This is a genomic window from Dawidia cretensis, assembly GCF_018598175.1.
GTDB lineage: Bacteria > Bacteroidota > Bacteroidia > Cytophagales > Cyclobacteriaceae > Ohtaekwangia > Ohtaekwangia cretensis.
In genome coordinates this window covers 154206-172070 of sequence record NZ_JAHESE010000003.1, presented here as the reverse complement: position 1 = coordinate 172070, position 17865 = coordinate 154206, and the positions used below count along the sequence as shown (strand labels likewise).

General features: G+C 51.4%; 14 protein-coding genes. 5 read left to right on the top strand and 9 right to left on the bottom strand.

The annotated features are described in order from the left end of the window. Positions 1 to 21: 21 nt before the first annotated feature. Positions 22 to 1266 (top strand): RNA polymerase sigma factor, encoded by a 1245-nt coding sequence (locus KK062_RS05880; RefSeq protein ID WP_254083327.1) that lies wholly within the window; start codon positions 22 to 24, stop codon positions 1264 to 1266. On the opposite strand, the gene KK062_RS05875 is transcribed toward KK062_RS05880, so the two are convergent. The 6 genes from KK062_RS05875 to KK062_RS05850 form a co-directional block, all read right to left on the bottom strand. Then, the gene (locus KK062_RS05875; RefSeq protein ID WP_254083326.1) at positions 1267 to 1662 is read right to left on the bottom strand and encodes an iron chaperone; all 396 of its coding nucleotides are present in this window, start codon (positions 1660 to 1662) and stop codon (positions 1267 to 1269) included. It lies immediately after the preceding gene. A gap of 87 nt (positions 1663 to 1749) precedes the next feature. Continuing rightward, a complete protein-coding gene (locus tag KK062_RS05870; protein ID WP_254083325.1) occupies positions 1750 to 2463 on the bottom strand; it encodes a DUF8737 domain-containing protein in 714 nt (237 codons plus the stop codon). An 11-nt stretch (positions 2464 to 2474) separates the two neighbouring features. Beyond that, complete coding sequence (locus tag KK062_RS05865; protein WP_254083324.1) at positions 2475 to 2774, bottom strand: DUF1330 domain-containing protein; 300 nt, start codon at positions 2772 to 2774, stop codon at positions 2475 to 2477. After that, positions 2771 to 3949 carry a DNA methyltransferase gene (locus tag KK062_RS05860; protein ID WP_254083323.1) on the bottom strand — a complete coding sequence of 393 codons (1179 nt, stop codon included), beginning with the start codon at positions 3947 to 3949 and terminating at the stop codon, positions 2771 to 2773. The genes KK062_RS05865 and KK062_RS05860 overlap by 4 nt, the downstream gene beginning before the upstream one ends. A gap of 92 nt (positions 3950 to 4041) precedes the next feature. Next, positions 4042 to 6393 (bottom strand): ABC transporter permease, encoded by a 2352-nt coding sequence (locus tag KK062_RS05855; protein WP_254083322.1) that lies wholly within the window; start codon positions 6391 to 6393, stop codon positions 4042 to 4044. Between the two features lie 208 nt (positions 6394 to 6601). Next, on the bottom strand, positions 6602 to 9151 hold the full coding sequence (locus KK062_RS05850) for a TonB-dependent receptor (protein WP_254083321.1): 2550 nt from the start codon (positions 9149 to 9151) through the stop codon (positions 6602 to 6604). Between the two features lie 200 nt (positions 9152 to 9351). On the opposite strand from KK062_RS05850, the gene KK062_RS05845 reads away from it, so the two are divergent. Together KK062_RS05845 and KK062_RS05840 are read left to right on the top strand one after the other, a co-directional pair. Next, positions 9352 to 10383 (top strand): carboxylesterase family protein, encoded by a 1032-nt coding sequence (locus KK062_RS05845; protein ID WP_254083320.1) that lies wholly within the window; start codon positions 9352 to 9354, stop codon positions 10381 to 10383. A 30-nt stretch (positions 10384 to 10413) separates the two neighbouring features. Continuing rightward, positions 10414 to 11073, top strand: a complete 660-nt coding sequence (locus tag KK062_RS05840) for an RluA family pseudouridine synthase (protein WP_254083319.1) — start codon at positions 10414 to 10416, stop codon at positions 11071 to 11073. Between the two features lie 3 nt (positions 11074 to 11076). Here the strand turns inward: KK062_RS05840 and KK062_RS05835 are convergent, their stop codons facing one another. Further along, positions 11077 to 12210 (bottom strand): helix-turn-helix domain-containing protein, encoded by a 1134-nt coding sequence (locus KK062_RS05835; protein WP_254083318.1) that lies wholly within the window; start codon positions 12208 to 12210, stop codon positions 11077 to 11079. A gap of 137 nt (positions 12211 to 12347) precedes the next feature. Between KK062_RS05835 and KK062_RS05830 the strand changes: the two genes are divergently transcribed. Together KK062_RS05830 and KK062_RS05825 are read left to right on the top strand one after the other, a co-directional pair. Next, complete coding sequence (locus tag KK062_RS05830; RefSeq protein WP_254083317.1) at positions 12348 to 14798, top strand: TonB-dependent receptor domain-containing protein; 2451 nt, start codon at positions 12348 to 12350, stop codon at positions 14796 to 14798. Between the two features lie 104 nt (positions 14799 to 14902). Continuing rightward, positions 14903 to 15538, top strand: coding sequence for a DUF4136 domain-containing protein (locus KK062_RS05825; protein ID WP_254083316.1), 636 nt, complete (start codon positions 14903 to 14905; stop codon positions 15536 to 15538). Between the two features lie 4 nt (positions 15539 to 15542). Here the strand turns inward: KK062_RS05825 and KK062_RS05820 are convergent, their stop codons facing one another. Together KK062_RS05820 and KK062_RS05815 are read right to left on the bottom strand one after the other, a co-directional pair. Beyond that, on the bottom strand, positions 15543 to 16472 hold the full coding sequence (locus tag KK062_RS05820; RefSeq protein ID WP_254083315.1) for a TerC family protein: 930 nt from the start codon (positions 16470 to 16472) through the stop codon (positions 15543 to 15545). Between the two features lie 223 nt (positions 16473 to 16695). Next, positions 16696 to 17736: an NAD(P)-dependent alcohol dehydrogenase gene (locus KK062_RS05815; protein WP_254083314.1), complete on the bottom strand. Its 1041-nt coding sequence runs from the start codon at positions 17734 to 17736 to the stop codon at positions 16696 to 16698. Positions 17737 to 17865: the final 129 nt, after the last annotated feature.

Here is a 17865-nt window from a genome sequence, read left to right as displayed (position 1 = left end):
GGGGTTGTTTTCCATTTTTCCATGATACAAAATCACGACGCGCTTAAACAGCTTTTTCAACGGGAGTTTTCCAAAATGGTGGCCGTTATCGCCCGCTTGTACGGGCTGGAGCATATCGCCCTGGCAGAAGACATCGTGAGTGAGACATTTCTGCAGGCGATGGAGAGCTGGGAAAAGCGTGGCATACCCGAACACGCTACTGCCTGGCTATATGCCGTGGCGAAGCAAAAGACGCTGTATCACTTTCGTCGCACAAAGATCTTGCAAGACAATGTCCTGCCTTCCGTTGCCTCCAACGCGTCAACAAAAACGGATGCCGTCGAGCCCGACTTTTCACAGCAGGGCATTCGTGACAGTCAGTTGCAGATGATGTTTGCGATTTGCACGCCGGCAATTGCCAGTGAAGCCCAGATCGGTTTGGCACTACGCATTTTATGCGGCTTTGGCATAGACGAGATTACCGAGGCATTTTTGTCTAATAAAGAGACGATCAATAAACGCCTGTTTCGTGCACGGGAGAAGTTGCGCACTGAACGTGTTGCTATGGAGTTTCCACCCGAACATACGCTCGCGACACGACTGGACAATGTACTGCACGTACTATATCTGTTATTTAACGAGGGGTACTATTCTACTACCCAGGATAGGATTTTGCAAAAGGACATGTGTCTCGAGGCTATGCGGCTGTGCCTGTTGTTGACTGACTATCCCCCTACCCGTACTCCCAAGACACATGCACTGTTGGCATTGATGTGTTTTCACGCATCGCGGTTTAATGCCCGCCAGGCGTCCTACAGCGATCTGCCTGTGCTGTACGAAGAACAGGATGAGCAACTGTGGGACCAGGCGTTAATCAATCAAGGGCGTCATTTTTTAAATCTCTCTGTGGAGGGTGACGATCTTAGCTCGTATCACTTAGAGGCGCGCATCGCTTCCTGGCATTGCATGAAAGAAGATACGACAGAAAAATGGGAGGAGATCCTGCAGTTATATAATGATTTGCTCTTTATTAATTATTCTCCCAGTGTTGCCCTTAACCGCACATTTGCATTGTATAAAGCGCGTGGCTGGCAAGCGGCACTTGTAGAAGCCGAGAAGCTCAGGCTTGAAAACAATCATTTTTATTTTCTCTTGCTGGGCGAGCTATACCGGCATACCGACGCGCAACAAGCGCTGGCTCATTTCCGCAGGGCACATACATTGGCCAGGACGCAAGCGGAGAAGCGCGGCATCCAGGAGAAGATTGACGCGCTCGGTATTGCTTGATTACTTCTTCTTTTTGGCTTTTGTTTGCTCTTTCTCCTTTGCCTTCGCTTCGTTTTGCAACGTCCGGTATTTTACAATGCGGCTGATGAGCGTTAGTGGCAACGGCTCGTCCAGCGGGAACTGCACAGATCCTTTGCCTCCTTCGTACCTGGCGAGCTCTTTCTTAAATTCTTCAATGCCCTGGGGCGCCGGATAAAACCCGATGTGGTTTTTAAAGGCTGCGAAGTGCACCAGGTTGCCGTGCAGGTAAAAGGTTGGCATAGCATAGCTGATCTTTTCTTCGGCCTTAGGCGCCGCCTTGTGGATTGTTTCGCGCACTTGTTTGAGGAGCTTCTGAATTGCAGGTGAGAATGCTGCGATGTACTCGTCGATGGTGTTAGCCTGTACGTTTTGCATGATCGGGAGAGTTTATAATCAAATTTACAGGCATTTGTCGTGTCCGACGGAGGGCGATCGTGCCTTTTTGAGGGGGGAAAAAGGGCATTATGCCGTTCGCGTTAGCTGCCGAATGGCGGCCAGGTGTGCAAACAGTACGATGGGCACGATGCACGTGGGCAACCAGCTGTAGGGGAAGTTAAGGATCGCGACGTTGGGTTGATCGAAGGCAAATTGCTGGAGTGGCCAGGGCGCCGACAATACCGCGTTTACGACAATGTTAAGCAAAAGGCCCAGGCATAAAATGTTCCAGATCAGTAGCACCGATTTATTTAGCTTGCCTCTTGTTACTCCGACATACGCAACAATCGGGGCGGTAATGCCTGCCAGGATGTCGAAGTTACGGCCTTCGAAGGTCATGAGCTGCGGGATGGCCTGATGTATGGATAACCAAAACAGAATGATCTCGACGGGAATACGTATGACGTGCAGCCACGTAAGCGCAGGCAATGACAGACCGTCGACAAACTGACGCCCGGCTTTGGTGGCAAACAAGAGAATAACCGTGAGCAATGGGGGAAACAACCCGAGTGCAAAGATACGCGGCGGCATCGCAGCCGTGTCGGTGTTATAGATACCTTTTAGTGTCAGGACGGTTTGCAAGGCCAGCCACGCCAGCAGGCAGATAATAATGCCGTAGTGTCTATCTTTTTGGCTACCGGGATAGTGGATGCTACGGCAGAACAGGTAGATCGTGAGAACGGTTGTGATGGCGAAGACCCAGGGGATGTACGTTGGAAGAGGCGGAAGGTTGATTGACATGGCGGGCGGTGTTAGTTTATACCCTGTACCTGAACGACCCGGCTGACCGACGCGTCCTTTAAATGCAAAACTCCTTCACGGGTCTTGTCTCGCTTGAAGGCGTCGAGATCGGCTTGGGTTGGAAAGCTTACAAAATGGACTTCATAAGGTAGTTCAAGGCTACCGCTAACATAGGTCTCCGGCGTTGGGCGAAGGCGGAGAAGAAGCGTGCCGTTGTACGTTTCAATCAGTGGGATCACTACGTCCTCAAATTGATGAAAGGCCTGTTCCTGGCCCTCGTTCAGGTAAACAAGTTGGGTGACGTAAATCATAGACCAAAGGATTCGAGCGTGAAGTCGTATGGTACGCCATCGATGTCTTTGCCTTCACGTAGGTTGGCGAGGCGACGCGTAATGATATTGATGGCCTCTGCGCCATTGTCACTTGTGATGCACGAGCGCTTCATTTTAATGCACCGGGCCAGGGTGGTACCACTGCCGCCGTAGAAATCGCCCACGAGGTCGTTCTCCTGCGTGGTAATGGAAAGAATGTATTCGAGCAGTTGTTCAGGTTTCTTAGAGTCTTTGAAGTCGATACCCTCTCCTCCCTCTCTGTAGACGTTCGGAACGATCTCTGTAAAGTCGAGGTCGTTAGTGGGCAGCACGGGGCGGCCGGCCGTAAGGGTTGACTGAAAGTATACGCCGCTGCTGCGCTTGGCAGTTTGTGTTTGGAACCAGCGGTATCCCAGTCCTTCGTTTTCCAAACCCGGCACACGCACCAGCAGGTTTTCGCCCAGCGGGCGCAGGTAGCTTTCAAAGAATTCGCCCGACCAGTTTGCTGTCGCCAGCTTTCCGGCGATGATGTAGCGGCGCAGGTTATGCACGGCGGCTGCTTCGCGGTGTATTTTGTATTGTCCCGGATGGTATATCTCCACCTCTTTGCCCTGAATGATTCGCCGTTGGGGTTGATCGGTTAACGTTTCGATGCGGTGGTCAAACTTTTCCAGGCGGGGATGTTTCTGTTCGGTATAGAATCGGGTCTGTTTGTCTTTGCGATAGAACAGCAGGTATTCGTACACGTCGTGATACGTGGCATTGATCATCAGCTGCCGTTCGCTGTGCCGGATCTTGACGGGAAACAGGCCAATAAAACATTCGGAGCCAAATACAGTATCGCAGATGTACTTGAGGTTAAAAAGCTCCATCTGGTTGATCGACAGTGCAAGGAATCCCTGTCTGCGGAGCAATTTATAGGTATTGCTTACCACTTCGTGCAACTGCTCAGACCAATGTGCGGATTTGTCACGGTAGTGTTTTCGCGAGCCGCGTGCCCGCTTGGTGTTGTAGGGCGGATCGAGATAAATAAGCTGAAATGCTTCCTGATGGCCCGTTATCAGTTCGCGTGTCAGGGTGGCTGCCTCTTGCTGGAAAAGCTTATAGCTGTTTCCTTCCGCCGGTGGCGTCGCCTGGACTTCCTGTCGGTGCTCCTGTATAACGTTATCAATCACAACTGCTCTTCGGTTTGGGTGATTGACGAAATTAACAGTTTATTTGTTACCGACAAGTTTTTGCTCAGCCTGTCCGTGGAATGGCCGTTGCGCTATTCGTCACGCAGCGTGTCGACCGGGTTTATACGGGCCAGGTGCCAGGATTTGTAGCCGATGGTCAGCAATGCAATGACCAGTAATAAACCGATGCCGATGCAATAGGTCAATATGTTTGTCGCCTGGTAATATTTCCAAATTGCGCTCATGATCACACTCGTCCACGTGGTGCTTGCCCAGGCCCCCAACAAGGAGGCGACCAGTAAGATGATGGCGAACTCGGTGTTTACAATGCGACTGATGGACACCGTCGAAGCGCCCAGAATCTTGCGAATGCCGAGTTCTTTTGTGCGTTTGATGATATTCAGGGACAGTAACGTAAACAATCCTGTGGCGGAAAGGAGCATGGCGACAATTCCCAGAAATGCGTATGAGTACATGATGCTGACATTCAGCCTGTCGACCTGCTGCATGGACGATACCAACATGTGGCCTGGATATAGTCGATTGGGGAAGACTTCATTCCATTGGTTGGCCAGGTAAGTATTGACGGACGACACGTTGCCCGCATCGGCACTGACGACGAGGTGTTTGTACTCATCGGGCTTTATGTACCGGATCATCATCGGTTCCATCTCATACCACAGGCCCCGGGTATATACATCTTTTACGACGCCGATCACTGTCAAACGAATGGTGTCCCGCCAAAGAATTTCCTTGCCTACGGATTCGGTCCATCCGAAACGGTCGGCGAGCTTACGCGTGATGATGACAGACTCTTGCTGGTCTGTTTGAGAGTCTTTGCGAAAGTCGCGTCCGTCCAGCAGTTTCACATCCATGGCTTGCAGGTAGTTGTCCCCTACTTCAATGATATCCGCTTCCAGGGGAAGCGCCGCGTATCGAATCGGCTCGTGTGTATGCGCGGAGAAGATGCCGGTTTTTGCACCCGCGATAGCCAGGATATTGGAATTTGCTTGCAGTGCATTGCGATAGTTTTCGAACTCTGATCGATCATTTACCGGAACGACTATCGCACCCCGTACGTCAAAGCCCAGGTCATAAGCGCGCTGATACCGGGCGTTTTGCATGAAGGCAATTGCGCTGATCACGGCGATAAGTGAAATGGTAAATTGTAAGCCCAGCAAGGTGCGCGTGAAGTAATTGGTTCCGGCAAAGCGCAATTTCCCCTTGAGAATAGTAACCGGTTCAAACCGGCTGATATAAAACGCGGGATAGCTTCCGGCAACAATGCCGGTTGCCAGCAGAATAGCGACCAGGAAAATAACAAATACCGGTTTTTGCAGATAGTGATTGGTGAGGTGGATGTTATTGTCGGTCATGATATTCCATCCCTCGATCAACAGGTCTGTGATGCCCAGCGACAGTATGAGCGCGAGCAGGCATATACAGGTGGTCTCTCCAATAAATTGTACGATCAATTGTATGCGTAAGCTTCCCATCACTTTTCGTAATCCGATCTCTTTCAGGCGACGGGTGGAAATAGCGATGGCGGTATTGGTCAGGTTAAAGCAGGCGATGAGAAGTATCAATATCGCCATGATTACGGAACCAATAATGGCTGCGAGGGGTGGCGCGGCCCAGGTTGCGGCACGTACCTGGTCGTCGCGATCGCGATATGCCAGTGTTGTGAATGGATCGAGTACAAATTCACGTATGCGAAAGTCTTCGCGTACCCGATTGTTGTTTTCGGTGTAGGCTTGTAATTGTTTTTGTACGCCGGCAACGCGAGTCTCGTCTTCGATTTGTATATATAGCGTGGTCTCATGGCGCCAGTCGTCGACGCGGGTGTCTTTATACTCGTCGCGGAAGCCCTCTATGTTCATATAGGCAGAACCGTCGCGCCGGTAGAAGCTGGAGTTGGCTGCGGGCTCGTGGAAGATGCCAGCGATCTTTACTTCTTTAAGCTCGCCACCATAGACTTGTGTGATCGTCTTACCAAAGGCTTCTGAAGGAGTACGGAACAAGCGCACGGCCATAGATTCGCTAATAAAGACACTCGTTTTGTCACGCAAGTCGACGGGGTTGCCTGCGATAAAATCGAATGAGAACATTTCAAAAAAAGCGGGATCAACATACGTGAGGTTGGCCGCGAAGAGGTCGTTGTCGCGTTTGAAGTTGGAGCCCGAATATAAATAGTGCGTGGTGCGACCGACGTCGGGTATTGTTTTATCGATTACCTCGCCCAATGGCAGCGGTGCATATCCCACGCGTGTGAGCTCGTTCTCGAAGGTTTGAACAGCACTGACGCGGTAGATGCTTTCGCGGTTTTTATGTATTGCATCAAAGGTAGCGTCGTACTCAAAGGCAAGAAACGATATGATGCAACAGGCCAGGGCAATGCTCATGCCGCAGATGTTGATCATGACGAAGATCCTATTCTTCATCATGCTGCGGAAGGTTATGAGTAGGTGGGTTTTTATCATGCATACTGCCATGACAACAAATATGCCAGTGGGTCAACGGCTAATTTAGCCAGATTTGTCTGCTTTTGAGAATGTTGCTTGTTCGGTTGCGAACGGGGTTGTTCGTCGGTGGACGGGACCATGCCGGTGCGCAGGTCTGCGCACCGGTGTCGATCCCTCTTATGCGATGTCGTTAATATGTATACCGCAGCGTAATGCCATACGTACGGGGGTCACCGAGTACGCCGGCGTAGTGCCCGGCGTTGCCGGCGGCTACGAGCAGCTGTTCGAAGTAATTCTTATCAAACAGGTTGCGCGCCCAAATGAAGGCCGACAGGCCGTCGGCGGCGCGGAACCCCAGACGTGCATTGACAAGTGTGTAGCCGTCGACGTTCAGGTATTGTGATGGCGATGAACTCGATGAAAATGAAGAACGGTAATATGTATCAAATGCGACGAAGAACCGGGCGCGGCGACCAAAGAAGTCGCGTTGATTGGACGTTATCTCGCCGCCGAGCGATCCCGCCCATTTGGAAATACCGGGCATTTTCTGGCCGGAGATATCTTTAAAGGCCGAAGGGCCACCTGTCTCTTCCAGCGGTACCGGAGCATTTGTGAAGGATACGTACTCACCCTCTGTATATGCCAGTGCGCCATAAAATGAGAAGTTGCTGTTGATGCGGATGTTCCCGTCCAGCTCTATGCCTTGTACCCGTATTTTCTCAGCGTTGGCTAAATAGCCTCGGTTCACCCCCACCTCGGCCGTCTGTACTTGTGTTTGATAATCTTCGATCTCGGTGTGATGGAAGACCACGTTGAGCGTGGCGTTGGCGGCGGGTGAGGTCTTTACGCCCACTTCTACGTGATTAACGGACTCGGGCTTGATGCGTGCCAGGTCAAGCAATATTTCGCCGTTGGCTGTCGGAAGGCCACCAAGGTTTACGCCGACGGGTTTATAGCTTGTGGAATAGGTGGCAAAGGAGTTGATCTTTTCCAGAAACCGATATGCAACAGTCACCTGGCCGGAGAAGTTCGACTCGTCTACGTCTGCGTTGAAGGCCTGGTCGGTATATACCAAGCGCTTGAGTGCAATGAGATCGGGATTGTCGGTCTGCAGGCCTCCGTAGGTGCGACGGTCGAAGTCTACTTCTTTCTCGTCGTAGTTAAAGCGAATGCCGGGCAGGAAGTGTAGCCTATCGGTGATGGCCCAGTCAAGCTGACCGAAGATAGCCCCACCAAAGGTCTTTAACCTCGACTTAGTACTTATACCGTAGCCATCAAACAGCCCCGGTGTTTGCCATAGCTCGCTGGTAGTGCTTTGTGAAAAGCGCCACTGCGCGTTGCCGGATTCTTCTATGTGGAAAGGCTCTGTTTTCAGATCCTGACCGATGGCGAAGACACCGATGACACCGCTCAGCCGGGACGAGAGATCGCCCGCATAGCGCACTTCTTGTGTCCATTGTTGGTGTGTGGATGTGGCTTGCGATAGTTGCAGTATAGACAGGCCTGTAAAGTCGCGGTCATTGGAGGGATCCCAATACCAATACCGCCACGCGGTTGTCGCGGTGAGTGTGCCTGAGCCAATGGTAGCGTCGATGTTCAACGATACGCCGCTGAGGTCGTTGCCCGAGCGCCAGGTAGTGTTGTGATCTATTTTACGATCAAACGGATCGCGGCTGGGAAGCTGGTAGTTCAGGTCCGCAATGATTTGTTCGAACTGGCGGTATGTAGGACGCAATGTCGGTGCAACGCCCGCCACTACCTGGGCATAGCCGTCAGGGCGCTGACGGCTGGCATCACCTGCGAGGATGATCTTCAGTCCATCAGAAGGTTGAAACAACAGCTGAGCCCGGAAGCCGAGGTTGTTCAAATCGTTTACAGGTTTATCGGTCACCACATTCTTTAATAACCCGTCGCGTTGGGTACCGGAGAATGAGAGACGTGCTGCAAACTTTTTACCCAGGGGGCCCGTAATGGAGCTCTTCGCCTGAATATAGCCGTAGTTACCATAGCTCACTTCGAAGCTGGCACCGGGTGTAAAGCTGGGCCCGCGGGTGGTAATATGAAATGCGCCGGCGGTGGTGTTCTTACCAAACAGTGTTCCTTGCGGGCCACGGAGGATTTCGATCTGTTCGATGTCGATGAAGTCTAATGTTGTTGCAGCGGGGCGAGCATAGTACACACCGTCAACGTAGAAGCCTACGCCCGGGTCAATACCATCGTTTGTCAGGCCAAAGGTAGAACCCACGCCACGAATGTTGAGGGTTGTGTTCCGCGGGTTGGAAGAGTACAGCTGTACGGAGGGTACAAGCTCTTTTACACGGTTTACATTGAAGGCTCCCGCATCTTCGACGACAGGCCCTCCTATCACCGAGATGGGAATCGGTACTTCTTGTGCCGTTTCACTGCGGCGGCGTGCGGTGACGACGATTTCTGATAGCAGGCCGTCTTCCGTCAAGGTTATTTCGAACGGCTCACCGTCAAGCTCGTATACCTGTACTTCCTGCGTTTTATACCCTACAGCGCTGATGCGAAGGGAGAATGGAAGTTTTTCAGGAGCGGGAATGGTAAATTGGCCGCTAACATCAGTGGTGGTGTGATTGCCGGCACCTTTAATGAGTACCGTGGCACCTTCTACCGGCGTACTCCTTGCATCTTTAACGACGCCTGTTACGGTTTGTGCGCGGGCCGTCAGTCCCAGCGGCAGCGTAAAGGCGATGATCAACTGTAACGTTTTTTTCATGACTGTTTTGGTTGGTTGACTTCATTTGTTTCATGGTGGTGGAATTTTATGCAGACAATATAATATCCATTAAACTAGTAGACAAATAAATTATGTAACACCTTCCGTCCAGAGGGTCTTATTTGCTGTCGGTGGGCCGGATAAAACACTTTGACAGGATTGGCGTACTTTAGAATACATACCTTAAACCACCCTGTCCCATGACTGCTATGTTGTCCTATGCTTTCCGATTGACCTTATTTCTCTTTTTTAATGCTTCTGTGCTGGTCGCTGCCGCGCAGGGGCTTCGCCGGCCTTATGCTGGTTATAGCGAGCATCGACACGATGGCCTGCGTTACGGCTTTTTCAAACCCGCTGGTTATAATGCTTCGAAGTCTTACCCGCTGGTCGTATATCTGCATGGCGCAAACGACACCCTTTCACGTGAATTAGCATTGTATCACGAGGCGGTTCAGCGCGAGCATCCGTGTTTTGTTTTGACACCTAAATGTTTGAACCCAAACGTGGGGTGGGGTGACGCCTGGCATACTGCTCACAGCCCCGATATGGTGAAGGTATTGGCAGCTGTCGACTCTCTTGTAGGTGTTTATCCGATCAATACCAACAGGCTTTACCTCTATGGCATTTCGATGGGTGGCTTTGGAACCTTCTCTGTTTTGTCTAAAGAGGGGGGGAAATTTGCAGCGGGTTATGCGGTCTGTGGTGGCGCGAGTGTGGATGCGGCTCCGCGTCTTTTACAAACACCGCTTTGGATCTTCCATGGCACGGATGATGACATTGTATTGGCGCGATATTCGCGTGATGTATACCACGAGATGATCCGGCTCGGGGGCAAGCATGTGCGCTATACTGAATATCCTGGAGTCAAGCATAATAGCTGGGAAAACGTAGCCAGAGAGAAAAGTTTGGTGAAGTGGCTTTTTCTCCAGGAGAAGGGACGCATACACAGTGCTCCTGAAGTTGTGCAAAAGCTGGCCGGTAGTTCTGTGTCTGAAGGCATTCAATTGAGTTGGGCCGCTCACACAGGCACGGCGCCGGTGGATCAGGAAGTATGGTTTTATCGTGTGTTTCGCGACGGGACGCTGATCGATGAAGTGGCCGGCGATGCAACGCGTTACCTGGACGCGAAGGCCACAAGCGGTCAGAAGCATACATACCACCTCGTTGCCGTAAATTATTTTTTTCAACCGTCGGCTGCATCATTGCTTGTAGCGGTTGGGAGGTCCAAATGATTTCCGTAAACTAGCGGCTGTATTAACATTATGTCCTTTCAGATCGACGTTCGGAAACATCTTCTTTATGAAGATGAATACATCCTGGTTTTATATAAACCGGCCGGCCTGATGGTGGAGCCGGACCGGAATGGCCATCCCAACCTGCTACACCAGGTACGTCGTTACCTAAAAAGTCTTGTTCCTGCGGGGGAGGCAGTTTACGCACAACACCTTCATCGGCTGGATCGCCCCGTTAGCGGTATTATACTTTTCGCCCGACGGCGGGAAGTTTTACATACCCTCAGCGATCAATTTGCGCAGCGCACAGTGAAGAAATATTATCAAGCTTTGACCACGTACGCGCCATCACAGCCTGCGGGTGTTCTCGAGCATTGGCACCGAAAGGAGAAGAAAAAAGCTGTGATCGAGGACGTTGAAGCTCCCGGCCTGGAAAGCATACGGCTTGACTATACTGTGAAGCCGCAGGGGGATAATCGCTTTTTGTGGGATGTCACGTTGCACACTGGCAAGTATCATCAGATTCGTTCGCAGCTGGCGCATGTCGGCTGTCCTATCATTGGCGACAGCCTATACGGTTCCAGCACAGCATACAAACCCGATGCTATTGCATTGCATGCCTGCGGATTGGGTTTTATACATCCTGTTACCGGCAAGGCCCTGCTGATCGAACGGCCACATCCGTTTTGACGGCTATACTTTCTCTGCTATACGATTCTTACGATACTCAGTAGGCGTCTGTCCTGTGAAGCGTTTAAAGATGAGATTAAACGTGGACTTTGATTTGAAGCCTGCTTCTAACGCCAGTCCCAAAAGATTGAGGTTCTGCACATCCGGGTCGGTCATGAGCCGCTTGACTTCTTCCACACGATACTGATTTACGAAATCATAGAAATTCTCGCCGGTGCCGTCGTTAATGAGCTGCGATAATTGACTGCGGCTCATGCCGATGTGTTTGCAAAGGGTGCTCAGGGTAAGGTCGGCGTCGAGGTAAGGCTTCTGTTCATGCATGTATGCGCGGAGGCGGGTAACGAGCGCCGGGTCGGTTTTGACCAACGGGGTCGCGTCAGTCGCTACAAGGGGTTTCTCGCGTGGCCGCGTGTTAAAGATGTCACGCTGCAGAATTCCTTTAAAGCTTAACGCAAAGATGGAAAGTGAGAATACCCCGGCCGTTGCGCTTTGCAGCCAGCCGCGGCACATGTCGAACTGGACGACGGCAAACAGGCTAAAGAGGAAAAACACGTTGATGAGCATGAATATAATAAGGAAGAATCTGACCCAGGCAATGTTTACATCTTCTGTGTTGGACAGCTCCTGGCGCATGAGCTTTTGGTGCGCAAGCCAGTACGCATGAGTGGCATAGAGGTAGCCCGAAAACTGTACTACCACCAGCAGCCAGAATGCGGTGTGCAACAGGTGGTGATGTTCCGTGGCGATGGTCTTCCAACCTTCAGGCTGAAGTAGGCCGATGGCTACGGAGAGCACGACCAGTGCGACAAATGGAGCGAAATGCAAAAGGCTTGCTGGCGTGAACCATACACGACGGCCCGTGAGCTCGATGGCGTAAAACCGAAGCAAGGGGGCAATGAGAAAAAAGGCGGGGTCGCCCAGGGCATACACGCTGTTTGCCAGGTAGCCGGTGAACCGGCCCAGGTAGAGAATTTGGACGATGCTGAGTGTCATGGCCACCAGGAGAATAGACAAAAAAAGATTGGCGCGGCTTTTCTGTACGTTTTTATGGTTTAGTAACAACACGACAAACAGGCCCTGGGCCATGCCGCCATACACAAGAATTACTGAAAGCTGGTGTTTAAATTCTTCCCACATCTGTCAAGTGCTTACGTCCAGAATATACGAACAAAAATAGTCCAGCGACGTGTAAAACGCGTCCATAAGGGTATTAATGGACGCTTTTGGAGGGCGACGCGGCTACTTTGCCGGTGTTTTTAGCGTAAGACATCGACATGAAAATCTCTATTGTATTCCTTTTATGCCTGGTGGCGCATGGCGCCTTCGCACAGATTTCCGGTACCCTTAGCACGCCTGCGGGCGAGCCCGTAGCCTTTGCTACCGTTCTGATACTGCACACCACCGATAGCACGATGGCAAAAGGTGCCATGACGACGGAATCGGGCACGTTTGGGATTTCCGGGGTGGCCGAAGGGCGTTATTTTGTAAGGTATAGCGCCATCGGCTACCAAACCTTCGACACGCCGCCTTTTACGCTGACGGCATCGGCCTACGACCTGGGCACCCAGGTACTGACGGAAGATGCCCAAACGCTGGGCGAGGTGGTGGTGCAAGGTGAGCGGCCGCTGTTTGAGCAAACTTTTGACCGGACGATCGTCAATGTGCAAAGCAGTGTATTGACGCAGGGCAGCACGGCGTTGCAGGTGTTGGAGCGATCGCCCGGGGTCTATGTGGACGGACGAAATCAAAGTCTTTCGCTGAACGGAAAAAGCAACGTGCTGGTCATGTTAAACGGCAAGCCGATGCGGCTGCCCGGAGCACAAGTCATGGCGTTGCTGAATGGCATGAACGGCGGGGATATTGAAAAGATCGAACTGCTCACTACTCCCCCTGCGCAATACGATGCCGATGGCAGCGGTGGCATGATCAACATTGTTTTGAAAAAGCAGGAAGAGACCGGCACGACCGGATCGGTATCCGCGACTGCGGGATATGGCTGGGGTAAAAAGGGAAATATCAGCGCAAGCCTTTCTCACCGCACGGCGCGCATGACCACCTATGGTTCTTACGCCTTTGCGCACGACCGCCGCCAGGACGGCTGGGCCGCGGTGAGTACCCAAAACATGCCGGCTTTCGGTGGGAAGCTTTTGGTGGATGTTTCCAGTACGGAGCAAGCCACTGCGAATAACCATACGGCTATTGCGGGAGTAGATATTAATCTTACCCGTGGCAAGGTAGGCGGAAGTATTACGCACAACAGCAGTCGCATCGCGCGCCATATCGCCAATCCCGGTATATATACATTGCTTGAATCGGACTCTTTGTTAGGACTGGACTCCCACATCGACGGGAAGAATCGCTGGAATAATACCATCGCGAATCTTTATATGGAGCGAACACTACGTGACGGTGAACAAGTGAATGTAGACCTCGACTACCTTTACTATGACCAAAACAGCCCTACGCACGGACGCACTACGTTCTACGGCCGCGCCGGCAACGAGGCCGTGCCACCGGGCAGTATCTTCTCTGATCAGCAAAGGGGTACATCTCAAACACCGATCCACGTGGGCGTAGTCAAGGCTGATTATACCCGGGCGTTGGGTAAAGATGCACGTTTAGAGACTGGTATAAAAGGAACACTCACACGCACGACAAGTCTCGCGCGTATCGAGACACTGGTTGACGGTGTCTGGACTACCAACGCCCGGTATCGAAACGACGTAGATATGGTGGAGCGAATCGGGGCGGTCTATTCTTCTTTAAACTGGCAGGCCACTTCTGATTTGAACCTGGTTGCCGGCTTGCGCTATGAATATTCGTACACGCATGCTAACGCCGACAAAGAGGAAAACACGATTCACCGCACGTTGGGTAAGCTTTTTCCAAGTGTATTTGTATCGCGAAAGCTTACGGAAGATGCAACACTCCAATTCTCGTATACGAAACGCATTGGACGGCCGTCCTATAATGACCTTACCTCTTACCTGCAGTATGGTGACCCGATGTCGGTATCTACTGGCAATCCGTCGCTGAAGCCCACGGTTACGCATAATTTAAAAGCAGGATTGATGCTAAGCGATTATGCTTTCTCACTGACGGCAAGCCGTGATGATCACCCCATTATTTATTACCAACAAAAAGAAAGTCCGGCAGGGGACCTGATGTACCTCGCACCACAGAACATGGCTTATCAAAATAGTCTGATGCTGCAGGCCACGCTACCTTTCACGATTACATCCTTCTGGACGATGAATTACAGTCTGAACGGCGGCTTGCGACAGTTTAAGCTTGATCATACCCGCGAGAAACTTCAGAAGACTTACGTCGCTTATTCGCTTAATGGCAATCAGACTTTTTTGTTGCCGTGGAATCTTTCATTGGAGGTCTCGGGATGGTATAATTCTTTGCAGTATGAAGGGTCTAAAAAAGTCCAGGGGTTTGGTGTTTTGAGTGCGGGAATTAAGAAGGAACTGAAGGGAAATGGTGGAAGTTTTCAGTTGACGGTGAATGATATTTTTCAATCGATGAAGGTGCGCGGTGCTTTTGGCACGCTGGTGGAAGAGGCGTTTTCGCTACAAGCTAACTACGTGTATCGCGGAGAATCGGCTCGGGCCAGGATTGTAAAAATCTCGTATACGCGGGTATTTGGGAATGTAAAGTTGGGGCAACGATCACGGACTGCGGTTTCGAAAGACGAGCGGGAGCGGATTCGGAAGGAGTAGATCGAAAAGGTACGGCCTGTCCATTTAATTGCGCAATTGCGCGTTTCTCGTCACTATTGGCCTAATTTTTTTATCAGAGTCCACAGACAAAAAAAATCCTGATTATGAAAAACCCATTCATTATATATCTCATATTGGCGGCAGGTGTGTTTTCCTGTGGGCCCGCGACACAGGTGACCGGTTCGTGGAAAAACGACAAGGCACCGAGTGCAAAGATTCAAAGTATTATGGTCACTGCCCTTACCGGGCGTGCTAATGCCCGGCAGACCGTAGAAAATGACCTGGCCCGAGCCTTGGAAAAAGACGGGTATAAAGCTGTGAAAAGTTTCGACGTGATCCCTCCTACTTTCACACAGGGAAAATCCCCTGACAAGGAGGCTTTGCTGGAGAAGATCAAAGGCACGGATGTTGATGCGATCCTAACAGTGGCCCTTATTGACCAAGAGACAGAGAACCGGTATGTACCCGGCAGCTACGGCTATGCTCCCATGACTCGCTTTGGTTATTACGGCCGTTTTTGGGGATATTATAACACCTGGTACCCGACGCTTTATTCACCGGGTTATTACGCCGAAGATAAAATATACTTTCTCGAAACCAACCTTTATGACGCTAAGACTGAGGAGCTATTGTGGTCGGGGCAGTCGGAGACTTATAATCCGGGCAGCCTGACCGAGTTTTCGAAGGAGTTTTCATCGGTCGTCCTGGCAAAGATGGAAAAGGATGGCGCACTGAAATAGCGCATTATTCATGACGACGTTCGCGTCGACGGGTGACAAAGGTCGATGCCAGCATGGAGATGGCCAGTACGCCTATGATAACACTTAGCGAGAGCTCGATCGGAATCTTGATGAGGTCGACAAAGGCCATTTTAGCACCTACGAATATTAATATCACGGATAGGCCATACTTTAGATAGGCAAAATATTGTTCAATGCCGGCCAGGGCAAAGTACAGTGAGCGCAGTCCAAGGATGGCGAAAACGTTGGAGGTGTAGACGATGAAAGGATCTTCCGAGATCGCCAGGATTGCGGGAATAGAATCCACTGCAAAGATCAGGTCTGTGGCTTCAATGAGTATAACGACCAGGAACAGCGGCGTGATCCAACGACGTCCCTCGATGCGCACGAAGAAACGATCGCCGACGAATGACGTAGTGACGGGGAAAATACTACTAACGACTTTTATAAACGTGTTGTTTTCGGGATCGACTTTGGCCTCCTTCGCGGTAAGCATACGAATGCCGGTGAAGATCAAAAATGCGCCGAATACATACATGAGCCAATGGAAGCGGTGTATGAGCTCGATACCCGCGAATATAAAGCCAGCCCGCATAATCAGCGCCCCAACGATGCCGTAGAAGAGTACTTTGTGCTGGTATGCTTTCGGAACGTTAAATACGCTGAAGATCATGACCATGACAAAGATGTTGTCAACGCTCAATGACTTTTCCAGTACGTAGCCGGTAAAGAATTCCACGGCAAGCTCACGGTCGAAGTGAAGATAGATAAAGAGGTTGAAGAGCATGGCGAGCGTGATCCATACGGCTGTCCACAGAAGTGCCTCGCGCACATTTACCTCATGCGATTTGCGATGGAAGACGCCCAGATCCAGGGCAAGCATAAAAATGACGAATACGTGAAAAAAAAGCCAAAGGAGTGTTGACTCGCTCATATGATGACGATCGGGGGTTTGAGCGAAGATACAACTTTAACGCCGACCACAGACAAGCGTCACACACCGGACATCGCTTCGATCGTGCAGAAATACCCCTACCCCTTCACAACGGATATAGATTCGCAGCTTTTCAGGGGTGTTAGAAAGGGATTAAAATTTAAGAACACCTTCCGCAGGCATACCCCTGGCGTGGATTTTCGCCAGGGATATGGGCGGGTGGCTATAGGGTTTTCATGTCGATCACAAACCGATAGAGGACATCGCCGCGAAGCATACGCTCGAAAGCGGCATTGATGTCTTTCATGTTGACCAACTCTACGTCCGCTACGATATTCTTTTCGGCGCAGAAGTCCAGCATCTCCTGGGTTTCGGGCAGTCCCCCCGCGCCGGAGCCGGCTACTACCTTGTTACCCATGGCAAGAGTGAAAGAAGGCACCTGGAACGGTTGTACGGGCATTCCGACGTTTACGTATACACCGTTGGTACGAAGGGTTGCCAGATAGGGATTGATGTCGTGATCGGCAGCTACAGTATCGATGATAAAATCAAACGAGCGCTGTGCGGCCTTCATCTGTTCTTCGTCTTTCGTTACCACCAGGCGGTTTGCGCCCAAACGACGAGCGGCTTCGGCTTTGTTGGGTGACGTGCTTAATACTGTGACATCGGCGCCAAAGGCTGCTCCGAATTTTACGGCCATGTGGCCCAGTCCCCCCAGTCCCACCACGGCCAGCTTGTGGCCTTTGCCAACGTTCCGTCTACGCAGTGGCGAATATGTCGTAATACCGGCGCAGAGCAGGGGTGCTACACCTGCCAGGTCGAGCTTCTCGGACACGCGCAGTGCGAAATCCTCGTGTACGACGATGTAGTTAGAGTAGCCGCCATATACAGGCTGACCGTTCTTGTCCCGGGTGTTGTAGGTCACCACAGGACTTACACTACAGAATTGTTCCTGTCCGTTTCTACAGTCTTCGCAGGTGCGGCAGGAGTCAACCATTACGCCCACCCCGGCCAGGTCGCCCGGCTTGTGTTTTTTGGCATCGACTCCTACCTGGACGATCTTGCCCACGATCTCGTGTCCGGGAACCATCGGAAAGATACCTGGGAACCATTCGTTACGAGCCTGGTGCACGTCGGTGTGGCATACGCCGCAGTAGGCGATTTCGATCAGTACATCCTGTGGTCCAACGTCTCGTCTTTCAAAATTCCACGGCGCCAGCGGGGTATCGGCTGCTTGTGCCGCGTAGGCTTTGGCTTGAATCATACGCTTTGCATTTTAGTGTGACAAAGCTCGCATATGCTGCCGGGTAAGTCGTTAGCCAATTTGCGGGACGTTGTAGCCAAAATGCGATTCTAAGTCCCAGTTCGCTACCCGGGAATATAAGTGTCATCT